The organism is Sulfurimonas gotlandica GD1, assembly GCF_000242915.1.
GTDB lineage: Bacteria > Campylobacterota > Campylobacteria > Campylobacterales > Sulfurimonadaceae > Sulfurimonas > Sulfurimonas gotlandica.
Genome location: NZ_AFRZ01000001.1, coordinates 1,208,650 through 1,227,957 on the forward strand (window position 1 = coordinate 1,208,650; position 19,308 = coordinate 1,227,957).

The window sequence follows — 19,308 nt, forward strand, 5'->3', positions numbered from 1 at the left end:
TTCTTATATCTATAGTTGTATTTTTGACTATTATTTTTGGTAATAATATCTAAAATCTGCTTTTAAGTATCTTTAATAGTATTTCTAAACTAAAAGGCACTGCCCGTCAGTTGAAATGCTGCCCAATAGTAAGGATGCTTATATTTCATTTTAGTAGTAAGCTGAGCTTGTCGTAAAGCATCTCTACTATTTTGTTGTTTCATATTTTTATAAAATTCTTCCATTAGATATAGGGTTCCAGAATCATCAACTTTCCATAAACTTGAGACAATAGACTTTGCACCTGCATATAAAAAGCCCCTTGTTAATCCAACTACATCATCTCCATTACTTACTTTTCCAAGTCCTGTTTCACAAGCACTAAGAGTAATAAGGTTAGCATCTAGCTTTAAGTCATACAGCTCACTGGCACTCAAATAACCATCATTTTTATCATCTTTTGCCATCATAAGACCGGACTTCAGCGGCGTTTTTGTATCAAACGTACCGTGTAGAGCAAAATGAAATTGGTTAAAATTTCCTGATAATTTCTTAAACATAGTTTCTGTAGCTTGTTCCCTTACCAATGCTTTTGTGTTAGGAACAATACCCGATATTGCTTGCACTTCTTTTTGAGCTCCCGGCAAATCATATTCACTATTTCTCAAATCAGGATTACCAAAAGCCAACAACTTTACAGATTTAGTTTTCTGAGATGGTTTAATAAATTTCATTACGGTGGCACTTGGTAAAATTCTAATCCCGTAATCATCTATCAAAAAAGACTTACCTGAGGATAATGCACTAAAGGGAAGATAATGCAATCTACCATGTGGAATAATTACTATGTTTTTTGTAACTAGCATTTTCTCTAATGGTTTTACTAAACGATTATAAAGACTCTTTGACAAAAGCTTATAGTCATCAACATCTGTTGATTGCAGTGCTATTCTAAAACTTTTTATTTCATCATCTATAGCATCTATATTAAGCTTGAAACCTTTTATTTTATCTTGATTGACTACAAAAGCATAAAAAGTATCTCCATGATAATAATACTCAACTATAACTTCTCCATTTTGAAGTATCTTCTGAGTATCTTTTACATTAATGGCATTGACTGTAACTAAAGAAGCAAACTCTTTATCTTCTGTCTGTATCTCGTTTTTAATGAGTTTAAGTGATCTTTGTTTACTTGCATAAGCTTCAGATGCTGATGTATTCATTGCCAATAACTTAGTATCCGCTTTTTCTAATTCACCTAAGAGTTTTTGAGTTTCTTTTGTATCTACTATATTTGATGAAAAGTTTTGCTTCGAAGCTAGCATATCTACTAGGGCTCTTGATTTTGAACGTTCTACATACTCGAATGCAAGAGAATACTCTCCACTTTCAAATAAAGTTTTAATAATATCTTTATATACTGCTTGCTTATCTCCGACAAATCCTATCTTATTTGCTTCAGAATGAATTGATGAGCGTTGCTCTTCAATAATATCAATGGCTTTTTTAAAATACTCTACAGCTTTACTACTCTCTGAATCTCTATATGCTATTTGCCCTAAATCATACAAGCAAATTGTATGCATTTCACCACTTGCTTTTATTTTTGGTTTTTCTAGTAATCTCAAATATTCTTTTTTTGCTTCTTTTATTTTGCCTAATTCAAATAATGCTTTTGCAAACATAAAATGTGTAGGTAGGATAAAAACATCTTGATTTATTTTACCAAGAATTACCGGTGAAAAATCATGCGATGGATATTCTTTAGTGATTAAATTATAGACTTTATCGTAATCTTTTAATGCCATATACATTGATGATTGCATCCATATGTAATTGGACATAAGCATGCGACTGCCCATGCCTCTTTTTTTCATTGCTGCTTTATCAGATGCCTGATTTTTCATGACTACTTCTAGAAGCTCTCTTGCTTTAGCCTCTTGATTATTATGTGCATAAGCAATTACTAAAGGGGCATCTGCTGGATTATCTTTTAAGAAATTAGAAGCTGCTGGTAGTTTAAACTCATTTCTCGCTCTCTTAAGCTCTAATATTGCTTTATCAAATGATGACAACTCTAGGTATGCTTGTGAACGTATATATGAAATCAGAAAAGCGCCATCCATAACTACAATAGTTGTATCACCACTATCATATTTTGTTTGCATCTTATCGACACAGGAAAATGTTTTATTATAATTTTTTACTTTTAAATAAGACTGGCAAAGATTACTAAGTTCAGTTAAATTAATTTGATTAGTAGGCTTCTTATTACTTTCATAATGGTTGATTATTTCATAATATTTACTTTCGTTGTAAAGTTTTGTAATATGCTGAGGAGCTATAGACATTTTTCTAATGCTAGGAGTATAATCAGGTCTATCAGGCACTGTATAATTTGCAAACGCTGGCTTTCTTGTGCCTTGGCAAGCAGTTAAAAAAATCAAACTGCTAAAAAGAGTCAAAAAAAGCATCATTGATTTTAATATTTTCATCTTCTAATAGCTTTAAATAATGGCTTAGAATCTATTATTTTACATCCTTCTCCATCTTTATAATTACCAGAGAGATAGTCTACATGATTCCCTAGACCATGAGGTCTAGAAGAGGTCATTAGATGATACTCTGAAGCAAAACTACCATCTGGTCTTATTAAAATATAATACCACTCAGCAGGCTCTACTATACCCATAAGTAAACCTATTGTATCTTTTTGTAGTGTGGTACCTGATTTAAAACCAGATCCATCAGTTTTTAAATTAGAAAAATCTTTAGGGAGTAGTCTTTGCCCCTTACGCAGAGTAAATATTCTTTTTTCAATGTCAACTTGAAGTGAGCATTCAGTGTCATACTCTACTTCATATAAAAGTGAATGTGCCTGATAATGACGAGGATTAACAACCTTAGCTTCTCTTTTCATTGTACAGCCAGACACTAAAAGAGCCAATACACCAATTGATATAACTACCCAATATTTCATAACCTTTTCCACCTTTATAGTTTTAAAAGATTATAGCATATTACTTTTTGCAGAGCTTCGGCTTAAAATTCAAAACCAAAAACCATACAACCGCCACATCTATCATCACATCAGCGAAGTTAAACACTGCAAAGTCAAATCCACAGTGCCAGTAAACCATATCTACTACTCCACCATGAACAAATCTGTCATACACATTTGAGAAAGCTCCGCCAAGCATCAAGCCTGCAGGAAAAGCGAAACATATCTTCTTTAGATTTATAATGTAGCCCAAAATGCCTATAACAAGCACTAACTGAATGTACTTTAACCACTCATCTAAAAAAGCCAGCATAGAAAATGCCACGCCTTTGTTATAAACCAAGATCAGATCGATACAATCAGTGTAGTAGCGAAAACCATCTACAAAGAGCATCTTTATATTTTGGTCAATTATAAAAATCCCTGCCAATGTAAAAAAAAGTATGGCACTAAGTTTTAATGTAGTGTTAGGCATTTAAAGCTTTTTGAAAAAATTCTACCATGTCATCCATATTTGAGTTCATCTCTTTTGCATCTTTACACTCAAGCAGAACCCGAAGTTTATTTTCTGTTCCAGAATATCTTATGAGGTGGCGAATATTTTTTGCATCTAATTCTTTAAGTTTTGCATCTAATCCATCAATCTTATTTAATGGCATTTTAGTCTTAATGTTAATATTTACAAGCTTTTGAGGGTACAAACTAAATGGTCGGAGAGCTTCAGATGCTTTGCTCTTTGTGTTTATAAGTAATGCAAGAGTTTGAAGAGCACTTACAAGCCCATCGCCAGTTTTTGCAAAATCATTTACAATTACATGCCCACTCTGCTCGCCACCAAAGTTAATGCCCTCTTTTTTCATAATCTCTAAAACATTTTTGTCACCTACATCTGAGCGAAATAGTTTCAGTCCTTTAGAGCCCATAAAATCTTCTAGAGCTTTATTGCTCATTACAGTAGAAACAATTCCGCCGCCTTTTAATACACCTCTATCGTTCATGTAAGAACCAAGTGCACCTAAAAGCTGATCTCCATCTATAATCTCTCCATTCTCATCCACCACAACAAGTCTGTCAGCATCTCCATCAAGTGCTATTCCCAAATCAGCCCTAAACTTGACAACACTCTCACACAAATCTTTTGTATGCAGTGCTCCACAGTTTTCATTGATATTAAATCCATCAGGTTTATTGTGCAGTACAACTACATCAGCGCCAAGCTCTTCCAATACAGTTGGTCCTACTATATAACCAGCTCCATTTGCAGCGTCAAGAACTATTCTCATACCACTTAAAGAGAGTTCTCTTGGAAAAGAATTTTTAAGAGCAACTATATATCGCCCTATTACATCATCTATTCTTTTTGCTTTACCAATATTTTTTGCAGTAACTTGAGCTTCTTGTATTCTCTCATCATCACCGTAGATAGCTTCAATCTCTGCTTCGACTTCATGAGATAGTTTATCTCCATGTCTATCAAAAAATTTAATTCCATTATCTTCATATGAATTGTGAGATGCACTAATCATAATACCAGCATCACATCTCATATTTTCTGTAATAAAAGCGATAGCCGGGGTAGGCATTGGCCCTATTTCAATAACATCGTAACCAATTGCTGTTAAACCGCTAACAATTGCATTCTCTATCATATATCCACTTCTACGAGTGTCTTTACCAATTAAAATTCTGTTTGTCGTTGAGTGGGCTTTAAAGTATATCCCTGCTGCCATTGCAATTCTCATCGCTAAAGTAGCACTTAAAAAAGAGCCAGCTTCACCTCTTACTCCATCTGTTCCGAATAATTTCATAGTAATTCCCAGTTTTAAAGTTTCATATTTTAGCGCAAATAGCTTAATTATTGCAATTTACCTTGTCTTTAACTTAATTTTAATTATCTTTAAGCTAGAATTGCGCACTAAAAAATTAATGAGAAGGACTCATGCATGGCAAATCACAAGTCATCAATTAAGAGAATTCGCCAGACTATCGTTCGTACAGAGCGTAATCGTTTCTATAGAACTCGTCTTAAAAACATCGTAAAAGGTGTGAATTCTGCGGTTGAAGCAGGAAATAAAGAAGAAGCAGCTGCGGCACTTAAAGTAGCTAACAAACAAATTCACAAATTTGTAAGTAAAGGTATCTTAAAAAAAGAAACTGCAGCTAGAAAAGTTAGTCGTCTACACAAATCTGTAAACGCTATATAATAAGAGCATAAAATAATGCTCTCAGATAAACTTAATCCGTTTATCAACCGTTATAACGAACTTAGTGAACTACTAAGTTCGCCTGACATAACTTCTGACATCAAGAGGATGACAGCTCTCTCAAAAGAACAATCTTCACTTTTACCAATTGTTGAAAAAGCAAAAGAATACAAATCTATAATTAAGCAAATTGCTGAAACTAAAGAGATGTTGGGTGATCCTGAAATGATTGACATGGCGAAAGAAGAACTTAAAGAGCTTGAGCCTCAGATTCCACTTATAGAAGAAAGTATCAAACTTCTACTTCTACCAAAAGATCAAAATGATGATAGAAATATTATTGTTGAGCTTCGTGCTGGAGCTGGTGGAGATGAAGCTGCTATCTTTGTAGGTGATCTTTTTGATGCTTATACTCGCTATGCTGAAGTTAAGGGTTGGAAAGTTGAACTTTTAAGTACTTCTCCATCAGATGCTGGCGGATTTAAAGAAGTTATTGCCCTTATTAAGGGTGACCAGGTTTATAGCAGGTTGAAATATGAAGGTGGAATTCACCGTGTTCAAAGAGTTCCAGAAACAGAATCACAAGGGCGTGTACACACTTCAGCTATTACAGTTGCTGTTATGCCTGAGGTTGATGATGTTGAAGTCGTAATAAATGAAAATGATCTTAAAATCGATGTTATGCGCTCTTCTGGTTGTGGAGGTCAGTCTGTAAATACTACTGACTCTGCTGTTAGGATTACTCACTTGCCAACAGGTTTAGTGGTAACCAACCAAGATCAGAAATCTCAACATAAAAATAAAGAAAAAGCAATGAAAGTTCTCAAAGCTAGACTTTATGACTTAGAGATGCAAGAGGCTCAATCTAAAGATAGTGAGGCTCGCTTAGCACAAGTTGGATCTGGAGACAGAAGTGGAAGAATTCGTACTTACAATTATCCACAAAATCGTATGAGTGATCACAGAATCACGCTTACACTTTACAGACTTAATGAGATTATGAATGGTGGACTTCTAGATGAAGTTATTGAACCGCTTATTACTGATCATCAAGCAAAAATTGTTGAGGCTGCTGGGTTATAGAACCCAGTCGGTTTCAAAAGTCTTTTTAACTCTTCCTCTAAAAGTAATCGTTTTATCATTCATTCCAAGATATAGAGTATCACCACTTTTAGGGTAAACTTCAATATTATTAGTTACTTTTTCTTCTGTGTAAGCTCTATAAAAACATGCAGCCATTCCAGTTCCACAGGCTAAAGTTTCATCTTCAACCCCACGTTCATAAGTTCTGACTTTTAAGTTTTTACCATCTAAAGAGACAATATTAACATTTGCATTATATTTGTATCTTAACTCTCTAGCTTCCGCTATATCAAACTCTTCTATATTTTCAGTGAGATGAACCAAATGAGGAACACCAGTATCTATTAACCACCAAGATTTACCATTAATCTCTATATTTTTTTCCAATATCTTAGGTGGAGTAAGTTCACTTAAAACCATATCACCATCAACCTCGGCTTTTATAATGCCTGCACCTGTTAAAAAACTCATACTACTAGATGCCAAGTTATTCACATATGCATAGTGAGCACAAGCTCGAGAACCGTTTCCGCACATATCTGCATGACTACCATCAGAGTTGTAAAACTGCCATTCAAAATCATAATCACTATTTGGAACTATTACTATTAAACCGTCAGCACCGACTCCGTCTTGACGGTGACATAACTCTTTTGCCAACTCAGTTCTATCTTCTTTTACATCTGAATGAAAGACTACAAAATCATTTCCATTTGCACTATATTTTGAGCATCTCATAAGTATTTAGCCTTTATATTTTCTACAAAATCTTCAACTTCTTGCTGAAGATGTTTTAAGTTTTTAGAATTGTCTATAACCCAAGTAGCTCTATCTTTCTTATCATCTATTGGCATCTGAGAAGAAATCCTTTTTAAAGATTCTTCTTCCGAATAACCATTTCTTTTCATGAAACGTTCTAGCTGTATTTCTGCTGGAGTATATACTACAACACTCTCTTTAATATCATAAGAACCTTTTTCAAAAAACAGTGGGATATCTATAAGGTATGGGAATTTAAATGTATCTTGCTTGATGCTTCGTTTTTCTATTTCATCCCTAATTTTTGGATGCAAGAAATCTTCTAAAATCTTTTTTTGCTCATCATTTGAAAAAACCAAACTTCCAAGCTTAGCACGGTCGACTTTGGAACCATTGAGATAACTATCACCAAAAGTCTCTTTAACCCAAGATATGGAAGCATCTAATATTTCATGTGAGATGCTATCTGCATCTATAACCCTCATGCCGTTTAAGGCGAGCAGAGATGCCACAGTACTTTTTCCTGTAGCAATCCCGCCAGTTAATGCGATAGCGTACTCAAATGCCATTAAATGCCTTATATATTAATTTTTTATAATTCCTAAGTACTCTTTACGAATGTAGTTACCCATCGCAAACGAAGCTATATGAATGTCACAGTTATAAAACTGATTACCATCTAACATATCAGCACGGTGCAGATTTAGATCTGCTGTCGGGTGATACTCTTTAGAAGCTAAAAGTGCTGTTGAACCATTACCGATATTATACGGCATTATTACTTTAAAGTATTTTCCTAAAATATGCAAGATAGCTTTATTGGCTTCAACTTCATCTAAAGAAGGATGAGTAATTGAGAGTTGACCATCCTCTTTCAAAACACGATTGATGTGCGCTAAAAGTGCAGCATCTGAACTCATTTCACAGATGATTACATCAACACTTGAATCATCTAAATTACGAATAGCGTCAAGTGAACACTCTACTGCTCTTGTATTAATATCATTATGCTTAAGCATCTCTTTTGCAAGCAAATCAATATTATCGCTAACGATTAAAACTTCTTGTGGATTTTTACTAGTACATAATGGAACGTGTACCATCATTTCAGGGTATATAAATTCTTTCATTTTAATAATTCCTTGTTTAATTACTGCGATTTTAGCATATTAGGATTAATTTTACTTAATATAGATATAATTACAAAAAAATTAAGGGTATTAAATGGACTATAACAAAATAAGAAAGTTTTGTAGAGTTTTTCGTATTTTTATAGGTTTAGCATTAATCGCTACTGGCGTTATTACTGGAATCTACTGGTTCTATCTTGGAGTTATTCCTCTTATTGCAGGTATTGCTAACTTCTGTCCTCTTTGTATCATTAGTAAAAAGTGCGATATGCCAAATAATTCGGAGGACTAAATGAGTCAAATAAGTTATAAAGATGCCGGTGTTGATATAGATGCAGGTAATAGTTTTGTTGAAAATATTAAACCATTAGTAAAATCTACAAAAATTCCTGGTGTTATTGGTGGTATTGGATCTTTTGCAGGTGCATTTGAACTTCCAAAAGGATTTAAAGAACCTGTGATGCTTGCAGCAACTGATGGAGTTGGAACAAAGCTTAAACTTGCTATAGATAGCGGTATACACAACACAGTAGGAATTGACTTAGTTGCTATGTGCGTAAATGACCTTCTTTGTAACTTTGGGACTCCTTCTTTCTTCCTTGACTACTACGCTACAGGAAAGCTTGACGTTAATGTTGCTACAAGCGTAGTTGCAGGTATAGCTGAGGGTTGTATCAGAAGTGAATGTGCACTTATTGGTGGAGAGACTGCTGAGATGCCAGGAATGTACTCTGAAAATGATTACGATTTAGCTGGTTTTGCAGTTGGTGTAGCTGAGAAATCTGAGATGGATAGAGTTTCATTAGTACGTGCAGGTCACAAACTGATAGCTCTTCCAAGTTCTGGCCTTCACTCAAATGGTTTCTCTCTAGCACGTAAAGTACTATTTGACAAAATGGGTATGAAATTTGAAGATGACTTTAACGGCAAACCGCTTATTGAAACTCTTTTAGAGCCTACAAATATCTATGTTAAAACATTTAAAGCACTAAAAAATGAAATAGTAGCAATGGCGCATATTACTGGTGGCGGTATTATTGAAAACTTACCTCGTGTTCTTCCTGAGAATCTGATGGCAGAAGTTCAAAAAGATGCTATTAAAGTACTGCCTATATTTGAACTAATGTCAGCACATGTTGATCGTGATGAAATGTTTAGAGCATTTAATATGGGTGTTGGAATGATTTTAGTTGTTGAAGATGCTAATGTTGAAAAAGTTTTAGCTGAGACTGATGGTTATCTGATTGGTGAAATTAAAGAGGGTGCTAGAGAAGCATTGATGGTATAAGCCATCGCTTCTTGTGCTAAATGAAAGAACCTTATTCAAAAGGTTGTTTCAAATCATTTTCAATTTCTCCTGGAACACTTGAAATAGTCATAAACTCACCCATTGAAAGCAATGGATAAGATACTGCCAAATAATACTTAGCAGCTAAAGAAGTTGCTGCTCCATCTTCTATGGATATACAATATGGAAGAACTGAAGCATTTACACGACCTGTCTTTTCAATAAACTTCTTTGTATTATCTCCAAGTTCATACCCCAGAAGGGTACATTTATCTGAAAGTTTCAACTCGAAGATTAAAAGTTTACCTTCTTTATAATTCTTTGCCTTAGCAAGCAGTTCTTCATTTGAACCAGTTGCCAACTCATCAGGATCTTCATAATACGGCATCCCCATCATAAAATGAAAAGTAGCCAAATCATCAAAGTCTAAAGAATCTTTAGAGCCTTTTAAATTTGCGAATGCACTATTAATCTTTTCATACTGTGCGATAAATACATCTTCTTTATAGTAATCTTGCATAAATGCTCTTCCAAAATAAATTGGATTTGTGATGCTGATAGTTTTTTCTTTATCATCAATAAACATACGAAGAATAGCAACATGAGAACGCTTAGGTTTAGCTCCCTCTGCTTTAAGCGCATCATTTGTAAAGATAAGTGTAGTACCATTTTTTACTGGCTCATAAGAAGCAATAACTTCAAAACCGGCATCTTGAAGTTTAGTTTTTGCAACACTAACTTCAACTTGGCTACCTAATAAATAAGCACTTATCTTATCACTTGCTGACACAGAAGTAATTCCAAAAAACAAAAACATATAATATACTACAGCTACAATTATCTTTTTCATCTAATTATCCTTTTTGACTATTTAAAAGTTTTTTGTAAATCATTAACAACTGCACCTGGTACGGTCATAATTCCCATAAAACCACTCATATCTAAAAGTGGATAGCTAATAGCTATATGATATTTAGCACTCAATGCTGTTGCTTTGCCATCTTCAATAACTATAGTCCATGGAAGTAAACCAGCATTAGCTCTACCGATTTTACTAGTAAACTTGGACGTTCTACTTCCTAGCTCATAGCCTAATAGATAACTGTTATCTGAAAGTTTCATCTGAAATATTTTAAGTTTCCCTTTTTTGTAAGCATTTGCCTTTGCTAATAACTCTTCATTTGTACCTTCACCAAGTAAATCAGTATCCTCAAAGTAAGGCATACTTACCATAAAGTGATAAGTAGCTAAAGCATCAAAATCCCAAACATCAACGGAAGGTTTTAAATCAGGAAATGCAGCATTGATTTTCTCTAGTTGTGCATTAAACACTGCATGATTATACTCACCTTGCATATATGCTTTACCAAAATAAACTGGGTTATTAAAACTAATTGTTTTTTCTTTATCATCTATAAATAGACGTAAAATAGCAGCTTGAGCTCTCTTAGGTTTAGCAGCTTCAGCTTTTAGTTCACTGTTTGTAAATATAACTGTAGTACCACCTTTTACAGGAGTATACGTAGCAACTATTTCAAAACCAGCAGCTTCAAGCTTACTTTTGGCAGTATCAACATCTACATGTAGGCCCTGAAGGTAAGTATTTATTTTTTTTCCTTCATAGCCTGTCTTTGCAACTTCTGGGCCTGTACTACTTCCACAACCAGAAAAAATTAATACTGTCGCTGATAATAAAGCTGCTATTGTCTTTGTCATATCTCTTTTGCTCCTAAACCAATCATAATTTCGATAATCTCTTTATCTAAATCTTCAACTGATTTATTCATAACTTCATCTTTCATATTCAGTACAGCAGTCCAATTTGCAAGCTTTGGCATACCAATTATTAATTTATTTGAATCTTTCTCTATGTACATATACATTGAACAAGGAGCAAAGGCACCAGCATCTGGACGACCTTTATTAAAAATATTATACGAGTAAGTAAAGTGGCATAAAGAGTAAACAAAATATGCGTCATATTTACCGAAGTCTAATTCTAAGTCATTATAAGACTCTTTGAAATTTTTATAACCGGCAATGATATATTTCTTCTCTTCGAATGCAGCCTCAAAATTTCCTTGAAACTCATCAATATATTCAGTTAAATCAGCAGGTCTGTCGAATGTAATCTCAAAATTCATCATCGGAGTTGCTGGAAGAGTTGTATACTCAGTTGTCTCAACTTTTCCGCCTATCTCTTTTTGCACTAACTCATCAAGAGCAGGAAACATTGCTGCAAATTTTGTTCTAACAGCTGCATCTTTCACGCCAACAATATCTAGCATTACTGTTGGTGCCAAATGTCCAACATAAGTTTTATTTTCATTTTTCTTTTTGTATACATGAAGATTAAAAGGAGAAAAACCACCAAGTTCTGGATTTGTAATAAGAAGTTCTCTTAATTTAACATCATTGGCGATAGAGAAAAAACCAAGATTATCTAAAGTCTCTTCCCATGCTGAATCATAAGCATCGTTAGGCTTGCCATCATCTAAAGTTTTTGACCCATACTTCTTTTTATATGCATCATTAATTCTCTCGTGTGGATCAGAAAGTACAAAACCTACACTCCCAATTTTTTTATTAATCATACTGTTGTATTGCGCTTCTGCATTTCCATCAACTACATTAAATCTAGTTGCTTCTGCACCAAAAGCAATAGTCGCTATAGTTGATAACACTAGTGCTGTTTTAAGAAGTTTTTTTATCATTTGATTTCCTTAATTAAATTATTTGTGAAGCTTATCACAATATTATCACAAATTTCTGTAATTATTGTATCATAAAAAGTTATGATATATGCAAATTTTATATGTCAAATAATGATTATTTATAAAGGGTGTAAAAACAGGATGTCGCCAAAAAAGGCGACATTTAGAATGAAGAAGAATTTATGTTTTTCTAGTGATTAGAATGCGTAGTTTAAAGCTACAGTTAAAGCTGTCTGTGAATGTTTAACTGTAGTTTCTCTTGTTCCTGGACTAGGAGCATTTGATGCAGTTACAGTCTGACTAACTTCTGGAGAATAAACATAAGCTAAATCTATAGAAGTAGTTTTACTAGCATTGAATGTACCACCAATAGTAATATGAGACTCAACTATACCAGGAAAACCTAATAAATTCAACGTATTTATTGCTGTATTAGCAACACCTTGATCAGTAATTGGACTCTTAGCATAGTTATAACCAGCACGTGCTGCCCATCCACTTGTAGCATACTCGTAACCTAATACATATACACTCTGATCATCCCATTTAAAGTCTTTATAACCTTTTGCATCTGACCATTTAATTTGCTTATAATCGAAAGCAATAGTATGCTCTTTCATTTTATAACTAATACCAACGCCTATTTCGGCAGGTGTAGATAATTCATCACCAAGTGTTAAACCAAAAAGAGTACCTGCACCAGATAATACACCATTATAATTCATATCTATTTGTGATTTATAAGTAGCACCAATTGTTGCACCAGCAATTTCATAAGCTAATCCTAGGTTATAACCAAACTGTAAGTCTTGAGCTACACCTGTCCCAAATTTTCCAGCTGTTGTTCCGTTTGTATTATAATCAATATCTAATGCACCATATTGTAAAAGTGGTGTAAGAGCTACGCTGAAGTTATTCATAGTATATGCTAGTGGCACACCAAACTGCATTAATTGTAAGTTAGTAACCATTTTAAAATTAGCTTGTTCTGTTCTATAGTCAACACCCATACCAGCAGTTCCCCACATTCCAATACCCCAATAAAAGTTATCATTAACTTTACTTGCTATAGAAACAGAAGGAATAACATTCATGTCTGCCTTACTATCTTTTGAACCAGCTCCACCACCATTATCAAAAGAAACTTTTGGCATGAATATCGTACCACCAAAAGACATTTCAGTATTTTCTACAGAAGTAATTAAAGCAGCATTTGCTAAAGCAGATTCAGCACCATGAGCTACACCAATACCAGCTCCACCCATACCACGTGCTTTAGCACCAACACCAATTAGATTTGAACCATTTGTTGCGAATGCAGATGTTGCACCTAAAGCTAATGCAGCTACTAGAGCTAACTTAATTGTTTTTTTCATTTTCTCTCCTACGAGTAATATAAGTATTTAAAATAGATAAACTATTTCATCTGCAAGCATTATAGGAGAGTTAAATTTAACTAAGTCTTAAAAAAAAAATTAGTTATATAAAAAATTATTATAAAATTTATATGAAAATAGATTATAATAATACAATAATATGTAAAAGATAATATAAACATATTATTGTATAGTTTAATGATATTATTATAAGTTTTTTATATGATTTATTATTAAAAGTATAATATATATAAAATATAAAATTTGTGATAATTTTATGGCACTGTGTACAATTGTAACAATATTATCACAATTAAGTTACAAAACAGTAACAAAACTATCTGTAGTAACATTTATGTGATGGAAACGATCAAAAACATACAATAAAATAGGTTATTCAAAGTTATATAATGTATTAAAGTAAGTAAATGTAAAAGAAATGAATAAATCATGCTAAAGATAAATTGGATTGATTAAGTAAAGAAGAGAAAGTAAAATTGATCAACTAGGCAGCGACCTACGTTTCCAATCCTGCAAGGATCAGTATTATCAGCGATGAGAGGCTTAGCTTCTGGGTTCGGAATGGAGCCAGGCGTTTCCCTCTCTCTATAGCCACCTAGACAATCAAGTAAAAAGACACCTAGATGTTCTTTTACTTGACTGTATTGAGTCAATAAAGGGGTATTAATGATTTCTCATTAAGTTATGATTGTCGTGTGTCGTATGCCATTTCAAAGCATAGGACTAAAGTCAACATGTTTTTTCTAAATAACTATATGTATATTATGTAATACACTAAACAAGGTAGTGAACTAAAAAAAGACAAACGTACTATTAGTACTGGTCAGCTAAACAGATTACTCTGCGTACACACCCAGCCTATCAAGCTTGTAGTCTTCAAGCGTACTTCAGGGAACGTTCATCTTAAAGTTGGCTTCCCGCTTAGATGCTTTCAGCGGTTATCTCATCCATGCGTAGCTACCCAGCGATGCTCTTGGCAGAACAACTGGTGCACCAGTGGCATGTCCAACCCGGTCCTCTCGTACTAGGGTCAGCTCTCTTCAACGTTCCTACGCCCACGGAAGATAGGGACCGAACTGTCTCACGACGTTCTGAACCCAGCTCGCGTACCGCTTTAAATGGCGAACAGCCATACCCTTGGGACCTGCTCCAGCCCCAGGATGCGATGAGCCGACATCGAGGTGCCAAACCTCCCCGTCGATGTGAGCTCTTGGGGGAGATCAGCCTGTTATCCCCGGCGTACCTTTTATCCTTTGAGCGATGGCCCTTCCACACAGAACCACCGGATCACTATGACCGTCTTTCGACTCTGCTCGACTTGTATGTCTTACAGTCAGTCCGGCTTGTGCCATTATACTCTACGGTGGATTTCCAACCCACCTGAGCCGAACTTTGTAAGCCTCCGTTACTTTTTAGGAGGCGACCGCCCCAGTCAAACTACCCACCAGACATTGTCCTCGCACGAGATAATCGTACGGAGTTAGCTATCAGAATATTCAAGGGTGGTATCTCAAGGATGCCTCATCTACAACTGGCGTCGTAGAATCAATGGCTCCCACCTATCCTGCACATGAATATCCCAATAGCAGTGTCAAGCTATAGTAAAGGTGCACGGGGTCTTTCCGTCTTTCCGCGGGTAGGAGGAATTTTCACCTCCACTACAATTTCACTGGATCCCTGGTTGAGACAGCTCCCATCTCGTTACGCCATTCATGCAGGTCGGTATTTAACCGACAAGGAATTTCGCTACCTTAGGACCGTTATAGTTACGGCCGCCGTTTACTTGTGCTTCATTTCATGCCTTCGCAAAGCTAAGCAATCCATTTAACATTCAAGCACCGGGCAGGCGTCACACCCTATACATCCTCTTACGAGTTAGCAGAGTGCTGTGTTTTTGGTAAACAGTCGGGAGGGACACTTTGCTGCGACCCTTATTCGCTTTGGAGAGTAAATCTCCTAACAAACAGGGCACACCTTATACCGAAGATACGGTGCTAGTTTGCAGAGTTCCTTAACCAGGGTTCATCCACGCGCCTTAGAATACTCATCTCACCCACCTGTGTTGGTTTACGGTACGGGCAACGGTTGTTCTCGTTTAGAGGCTTTTCTCGGCACGACAGTATCATCGATTCCAAGCGCTATCCGAAGATATTGCTCGGCCTGTAAGATCTCGGTCTCATGAGAAGCGGATTTGCCTACTTCTCGACCTACGTCCTTCGACCCGCTATTCCATCAGCGAGCTCGATTAACTCTATGCGTCCCCCCATCACTCAAACGAACAACCGTCGGTATCGGAATATTAACCGATTTGCCATCGTCTACCCCTTTCGGACTCGACTTAGGTCCCGACTAACCCTACGATGACGAGCATCGCGTAGGAAACCTTGGGTTTACGGCGAAGGGAATTCTCATCCCTTTTCTCGCTACTCATGCCTGCATGCTCACTTCCATCCGCTCCAGCACTCCTTACCGGTGTACCTTCAACGCTGAATGGAACGCTCTCCTACCACTTGAGATAAATCTCAAATCTAGAGCTTCGGTGCTTGTCTTAGCCCCGTTATATTTTCGGCGCAGAATCGCTAGACCAGTGAGCTGTTACGCTTTCTTTAAAGGATGGCTGCTTCTAAGCCAACCTCCTGGTTGTCACAGCAACTCCACATCCTTTTCCACTTAGACAAGACTTTGGGACCTTAGCTGCTAGTCTGGGTTGTTCCCCTCTCGACGATGGATTTTATCACCCACCGCCTGACTCCCGAGGTTACACATGAAGTATTCGGAGTTTGATAGGGTTTGGTACCGCGGTAAGCAGCCCTAGCCCTGTCAGTGCTCTACCCCTTCATGCTAATGCTCGAGGCTATACCTAAATATATTTCGGAGAGAACCAGCTATCACTAAGTTTGATTGGCCTTTCACCCCTATCCACAAGTCATCGGAAAAGTTTTCAACCTTTACCCGTTCGGTCCTCCACTGGCTCTTACACCAGCTTCAACCTGCTCATGGATAGATCACTTAGTTTCGGGTCTGCAGCATCTGACTAATTCGCCCTATTAAGACTCGCTTTCGCTACGGCTTCTCGTTCGATTAACCTTGCCAGATACCACAACTCGCAGGCTCATTATGCAAAAGGCAGTCCGTCACACTTGTCTTACGACAATAGTGCTCCGAATGATTGTAAGCCATAGGTTTCAGGTTCTATTTCACTCCGCTCACCGCGGTCCTTTTCACCTTTCCCTCACGGTACTTGTTCGCTATCGGTCTAGTAGTAGTATTTAGGGTTGGAGGGTGGTCCCCCCATATTCAGTCAAGATAACACGTGTCCCGACCTACTCGTTCGTTAATCTAGTACCATATAAATGTTTTCGGTTACAGGAGTATCACCCTCTATGCTCACTCTTTCCAAAGTGTTCACCTAACAAATATATTATCACTAACAGCCCTAATCCCATTTCGCTCGCCGCTACTTTGGGAATCTCGTTTGATTTCTTTTCCTTCAGGTACTGAGATGTTTCACTTCCCTGAGTTCGCCCCCTCGAAAGGGTAACATGATTCGCACCATGCTGGGTTGCCCCATTCAGAAATCCCCGGATCAAAGCTCTTTGGCAGCTCCCCGAGGCTTATCGCAGCCTGATACGTCTTTCATCGCCTCTACTAGCCAAGGCATCCACCTATGGCCCTTAATATCTTTTTTTCTAATTTGCGTTCACTACCTTGTTTAATGTACTTATACATCATCCAAGACAGATCCTGTTGATTTTGTAGTTATTTAGTAATATAATTAATAATTGAATAAATTCTTTTATCTCTTATATATGTTGACTTTAACAATTATAATTTAATGAACTTTTTGGTTTTAAAACCAAATATAAACTCTTATATTTAAGAACTTATATTTGATTTTATCAAAAATGGTGGGCCTACCAGGACTTGAACCTGGGACCTCACCCTTATCAGGGGTGCACTCTAACCAGCTGAGCTATAGGCCCGAATGTACTTTTAATTCAAATGAACTCTGATCACTGAAAACTAAGCAAGTAATAAACTAATAACTAACATCTCTGTGAGATTTTCTTTGTAAGATGATCAAACGAATGATCTCTCTTTACTCTAGAAAGGAGGTGATCCAACCGCAGGTTCTCCTACGGTTACCTTGTTACGACTTCACCCCAGTCGCTAATTCCACCGTAAGTGGTAGCCTCCCGAAGGTTAGCTTCCCAATTTCGGGTGAAATCAACTCCCATGGTGTGACGGGCGGTGAGTACAAGACCCGGGAACGTATTCACCGTAGCATTGCTGATCTACGATTACTAGTGATTCCAGCTTCATGGAGTCGAGTTGCAGACTCCAATCCGAACTGAGAGACGCTTTAAGTGATTGGCTCCACCTCGCGGTATCGCAACACTCTGTACGCCCCATTGTAGCACGTGTGTAGCCCTAGCCATAAGGGCCATGATGACTTGACGTCGTCCTCACCTTCCTCCTCCTTGCGAAGGCAGTCTCCCTAGAGTGCCCAGCTTAACCTGCTGGCAACTAAGGACGAGGGTTGCGCTCGTTGCGGGACTTAACCCAACATCTCACGACACGAGCTGACGACAGCCGTGCAGCACCTGTTTTCAAGCTCCCCGAAGGGCACTCTCTCATCTCTGAAAGATTCTATCAATGTCAAGGCTAGGTAAGGTTCTTCGCGTATCTTCGAATTAAACCACATGCTCCACCACTTGTGCGGGTCCCCGTCTATTCCTTTGAGTTTTAATCTTGCGACCGTACTCCCCAGGCGGAACACTTAATCTGTTAAGTGCATCACCGAGATGACAAGCATCCCGACGACTAGTGTTCATCGTTTAGGGCGTGGACTACCGGGGTATCTAATCCCGTTTGCTCCCCACGCTTTCACGCCTTAGCGTCAGTAATGTTCCAGGAGATCGCCTTCGCTTTCGGTATTCCTAGTGATATCTACGGATTTTACCCCTACACCACTAATTCCATCTCCCCCTCCCATACTCTAGACTCGTAGTTTCAAATGCAGTTCAATGGTTGAGCCATTGGATTTCACATCTGACTTACAAGCCCGCCTACGCGTCCTTTACGCCCAGTGATTCCGAGTAACGCTTGCACCCTCCGTATTACCGCGGCTGCTGGCACGGAGTTAGCCGGTGCTTATTCATGAGCTACCGTCATTTTCTTGACTCATAAAAGGAGTTTACACACCGAAATGCGTCATCCTCCACGCGGCGTTGCTGCATCAGGGTTTCCCCCATTGTGCAATATTCCTCACTGCTGCCTCCCGTAGGAGTCTGGTCCGTGTCTCAGTACCAGTGTGGCGGATCATCCTCTCAAACCCGCTACCCGTCATTGCCTTGGTGAGCCATTACCTCACCAACAAACTGATGGGATATAGACTGATCTCGAAGCGAAAAAACGTTTCCCGACTAAACTTGAGTTTAGAAGGAGTATCCAGTATTAATCATCGTTTCCAATGGCTATCCCGGTCTTCGAGGTACATTAACTATATATTACTCACCCGTGCGCCACTAATCATAAGAGCAAGCTCTTAATCATCGTTCGACTTGCATGTGTTAAGCACGCCGCCAGCGTTCACTCTGAGCCAGGATCAAACTCTCCATAATTGAATTATGTAAAGATCACATTGCTGTGAAATTACTGATCTTTGCCCAAGATTTAAAAATCATTGGCTTTGTTGCCACAAACCGCGTGAACAGTCTGTGGACTTTGTATGTATCTATACTATTGGG

General features: G+C 37.2%; 15 protein-coding genes, 1 tRNA gene and 3 rRNA genes. 4 read left to right on the forward strand and 15 right to left on the reverse strand.

What is annotated here, in order from left to right; translation table 11 throughout:
* Positions 1-89: 89 nt before the first annotated feature.
* The 4 genes from SMGD1_RS05985 to glmM are packed head-to-tail and all read right to left on the reverse strand — an operon-like array spanning position 90 to position 4,791.
* Entirely contained in the window at positions 90-2,477 is a 2,388-nt protein-coding gene (locus SMGD1_RS05985) for a CHAT domain-containing protein (RefSeq protein ID WP_008335384.1), read from the reverse strand.
* Complete coding sequence (locus SMGD1_RS05990) at positions 2,474-2,962, reverse strand: hypothetical protein (RefSeq protein WP_008340906.1); 489 nt, start codon at positions 2,960-2,962, stop codon at positions 2,474-2,476. The genes SMGD1_RS05985 and SMGD1_RS05990 overlap by 4 nt, the downstream gene beginning before the upstream one ends.
* Positions 2,963-3,002: 40 nt before the next feature.
* Positions 3,003-3,458, reverse strand: coding sequence for a signal peptidase II (lspA, locus tag SMGD1_RS05995; RefSeq protein ID WP_008335301.1), 456 nt, complete (start codon positions 3,456-3,458; stop codon positions 3,003-3,005).
* Positions 3,451-4,791, reverse strand: coding sequence for a phosphoglucosamine mutase (glmM, locus tag SMGD1_RS06000; RefSeq protein WP_008335569.1), 1,341 nt, complete (start codon positions 4,789-4,791; stop codon positions 3,451-3,453). The genes lspA and glmM overlap by 8 nt, the downstream gene beginning before the upstream one ends.
* A gap of 135 nt (positions 4,792-4,926) precedes the next feature.
* On the opposite strand from glmM, the gene rpsT reads away from it, so the two are divergent.
* Complete coding sequence (gene rpsT, locus SMGD1_RS06005; RefSeq protein ID WP_008336517.1) at positions 4,927-5,187, forward strand: 30S ribosomal protein S20; 261 nt, start codon at positions 4,927-4,929, stop codon at positions 5,185-5,187.
* A gap of 15 nt (positions 5,188-5,202) precedes the next feature.
* On the forward strand, positions 5,203-6,270 hold the full coding sequence (prfA, locus tag SMGD1_RS06010; RefSeq protein WP_008335690.1) for a peptide chain release factor 1: 1,068 nt from the start codon (positions 5,203-5,205) through the stop codon (positions 6,268-6,270).
* Here the strand turns inward: prfA and dapF are convergent.
* The 3 genes from dapF to SMGD1_RS06025 are packed head-to-tail and all read right to left on the reverse strand — an operon-like array spanning position 6,265 to position 8,159.
* Positions 6,265-7,008 carry a diaminopimelate epimerase gene (gene dapF, locus SMGD1_RS06015; RefSeq protein ID WP_008340910.1) on the reverse strand — a complete coding sequence of 248 codons (744 nt, stop codon included), beginning with the start codon at positions 7,006-7,008 and terminating at the stop codon, positions 6,265-6,267. The two genes, prfA and dapF, sit on opposite strands and share 6 nt — an antisense overlap.
* Positions 7,005-7,598: a dephospho-CoA kinase gene (coaE, locus tag SMGD1_RS06020; protein ID WP_008335780.1), complete on the reverse strand. Its 594-nt coding sequence runs from the start codon at positions 7,596-7,598 to the stop codon at positions 7,005-7,007. The genes dapF and coaE overlap by 4 nt, the downstream gene beginning before the upstream one ends.
* Before the next feature lie 15 nt (positions 7,599-7,613).
* Entirely contained in the window at positions 7,614-8,159 is a 546-nt protein-coding gene (locus tag SMGD1_RS06025) for a spermine/spermidine synthase domain-containing protein (RefSeq protein WP_008335607.1), read from the reverse strand.
* A gap of 94 nt (positions 8,160-8,253) precedes the next feature.
* Between SMGD1_RS06025 and SMGD1_RS06030 the strand changes: the two genes are divergently transcribed.
* Together SMGD1_RS06030 and purM are read left to right on the forward strand one after the other, a co-directional pair.
* Entirely contained in the window at positions 8,254-8,451 is a 198-nt protein-coding gene (locus SMGD1_RS06030) for a YgaP family membrane protein (RefSeq protein ID WP_008340913.1), read from the forward strand.
* Positions 8,452-9,447: a phosphoribosylformylglycinamidine cyclo-ligase gene (gene purM / locus SMGD1_RS06035; RefSeq protein ID WP_008336346.1), complete on the forward strand. Its 996-nt coding sequence runs from the start codon at positions 8,452-8,454 to the stop codon at positions 9,445-9,447.
* Between the two features lie 31 nt (positions 9,448-9,478).
* Here the strand turns inward: purM and SMGD1_RS06040 are convergent, their stop codons facing one another.
* The 8 genes from SMGD1_RS06040 to SMGD1_RS06075 form a co-directional block, all read right to left on the reverse strand.
* Positions 9,479-10,297, reverse strand: a complete 819-nt coding sequence (locus tag SMGD1_RS06040; RefSeq protein ID WP_008335140.1) for a hypothetical protein — start codon at positions 10,295-10,297, stop codon at positions 9,479-9,481.
* A gap of 17 nt (positions 10,298-10,314) precedes the next feature.
* Positions 10,315-11,163: a hypothetical protein gene (locus SMGD1_RS06045; protein WP_008336889.1), complete on the reverse strand. Its 849-nt coding sequence runs from the start codon at positions 11,161-11,163 to the stop codon at positions 10,315-10,317.
* A complete protein-coding gene (locus SMGD1_RS06050; protein ID WP_008340917.1) occupies positions 11,160-12,161 on the reverse strand; it encodes a DUF302 domain-containing protein in 1,002 nt (333 codons plus the stop codon). Before SMGD1_RS06050 ends, SMGD1_RS06045 begins: the two co-directional genes overlap by 4 nt.
* A 197-nt stretch (positions 12,162-12,358) precedes the next feature.
* Positions 12,359-13,537: an OmpP1/FadL family transporter gene (locus SMGD1_RS06055; protein WP_008335421.1), complete on the reverse strand. Its 1,179-nt coding sequence runs from the start codon at positions 13,535-13,537 to the stop codon at positions 12,359-12,361.
* A gap of 504 nt (positions 13,538-14,041) precedes the next feature.
* A 5S ribosomal RNA gene (gene rrf / locus SMGD1_RS06060) occupies positions 14,042-14,157 on the reverse strand.
* A gap of 193 nt (positions 14,158-14,350) precedes the next feature.
* Positions 14,351-17,246: ribosomal RNA gene (locus SMGD1_RS06065) — 23S ribosomal RNA — on the reverse strand.
* A 218-nt stretch (positions 17,247-17,464) separates the two neighbouring features.
* Positions 17,465-17,541: transfer RNA gene (locus SMGD1_RS06070), tRNA-Ile, on the reverse strand.
* Between the two features lie 125 nt (positions 17,542-17,666).
* A 16S ribosomal RNA gene (locus SMGD1_RS06075) occupies positions 17,667-19,182 on the reverse strand.
* The 16S, 23S and 5S rRNA genes sit together here with 1 tRNA gene alongside, the layout of an rRNA operon.
* Positions 19,183-19,308: the final 126 nt, after the last annotated feature.

What these genes read in the sequence shown, in the direction of transcription:
- SMGD1_RS05985 (WP_008335384.1), bottom strand. Translation starts at nt 2,477, where the DNA reads ATGAAAATATTAAAATCAATGATGCTTTTTTTGACTCTTTTTAGCAGT.
- SMGD1_RS05990 (WP_008340906.1), bottom strand. Translation starts at nt 2,962, where the DNA reads ATGAAATATTGGGTAGTTATATCAATTGGTGTATTGGCTCTTTTAGTG.
- lspA (WP_008335301.1), bottom strand. Translation starts at nt 3,458, where the DNA reads ATGCCTAACACTACATTAAAACTTAGTGCCATACTTTTTTTTACATTG.
- glmM (WP_008335569.1), bottom strand. Translation starts at nt 4,791, where the DNA reads ATGAAATTATTCGGAACAGATGGAGTAAGAGGTGAAGCTGGCTCTTTT.
- rpsT (WP_008336517.1), top strand. Translation starts at nt 4,927, where the DNA reads ATGGCAAATCACAAGTCATCAATTAAGAGAATTCGCCAGACTATCGTT.
- prfA (WP_008335690.1), top strand. Translation starts at nt 5,203, where the DNA reads ATGCTCTCAGATAAACTTAATCCGTTTATCAACCGTTATAACGAACTT.
- dapF (WP_008340910.1), bottom strand. Translation starts at nt 7,008, where the DNA reads ATGAGATGCTCAAAATATAGTGCAAATGGAAATGATTTTGTAGTCTTT.
- coaE (WP_008335780.1), bottom strand. Translation starts at nt 7,598, where the DNA reads ATGGCATTTGAGTACGCTATCGCATTAACTGGCGGGATTGCTACAGGA.
- SMGD1_RS06025 (WP_008335607.1), bottom strand. Translation starts at nt 8,159, where the DNA reads ATGAAAGAATTTATATACCCTGAAATGATGGTACACGTTCCATTATGT.
- SMGD1_RS06030 (WP_008340913.1), top strand. Translation starts at nt 8,254, where the DNA reads ATGGACTATAACAAAATAAGAAAGTTTTGTAGAGTTTTTCGTATTTTT.
- purM (WP_008336346.1), top strand. Translation starts at nt 8,452, where the DNA reads ATGAGTCAAATAAGTTATAAAGATGCCGGTGTTGATATAGATGCAGGT.
- SMGD1_RS06040 (WP_008335140.1), bottom strand. Translation starts at nt 10,297, where the DNA reads ATGAAAAAGATAATTGTAGCTGTAGTATATTATATGTTTTTGTTTTTT.
- SMGD1_RS06045 (WP_008336889.1), bottom strand. Translation starts at nt 11,163, where the DNA reads ATGACAAAGACAATAGCAGCTTTATTATCAGCGACAGTATTAATTTTT.
- SMGD1_RS06050 (WP_008340917.1), bottom strand. Translation starts at nt 12,161, where the DNA reads ATGATAAAAAAACTTCTTAAAACAGCACTAGTGTTATCAACTATAGCG.
- SMGD1_RS06055 (WP_008335421.1), bottom strand. Translation starts at nt 13,537, where the DNA reads ATGAAAAAAACAATTAAGTTAGCTCTAGTAGCTGCATTAGCTTTAGGT.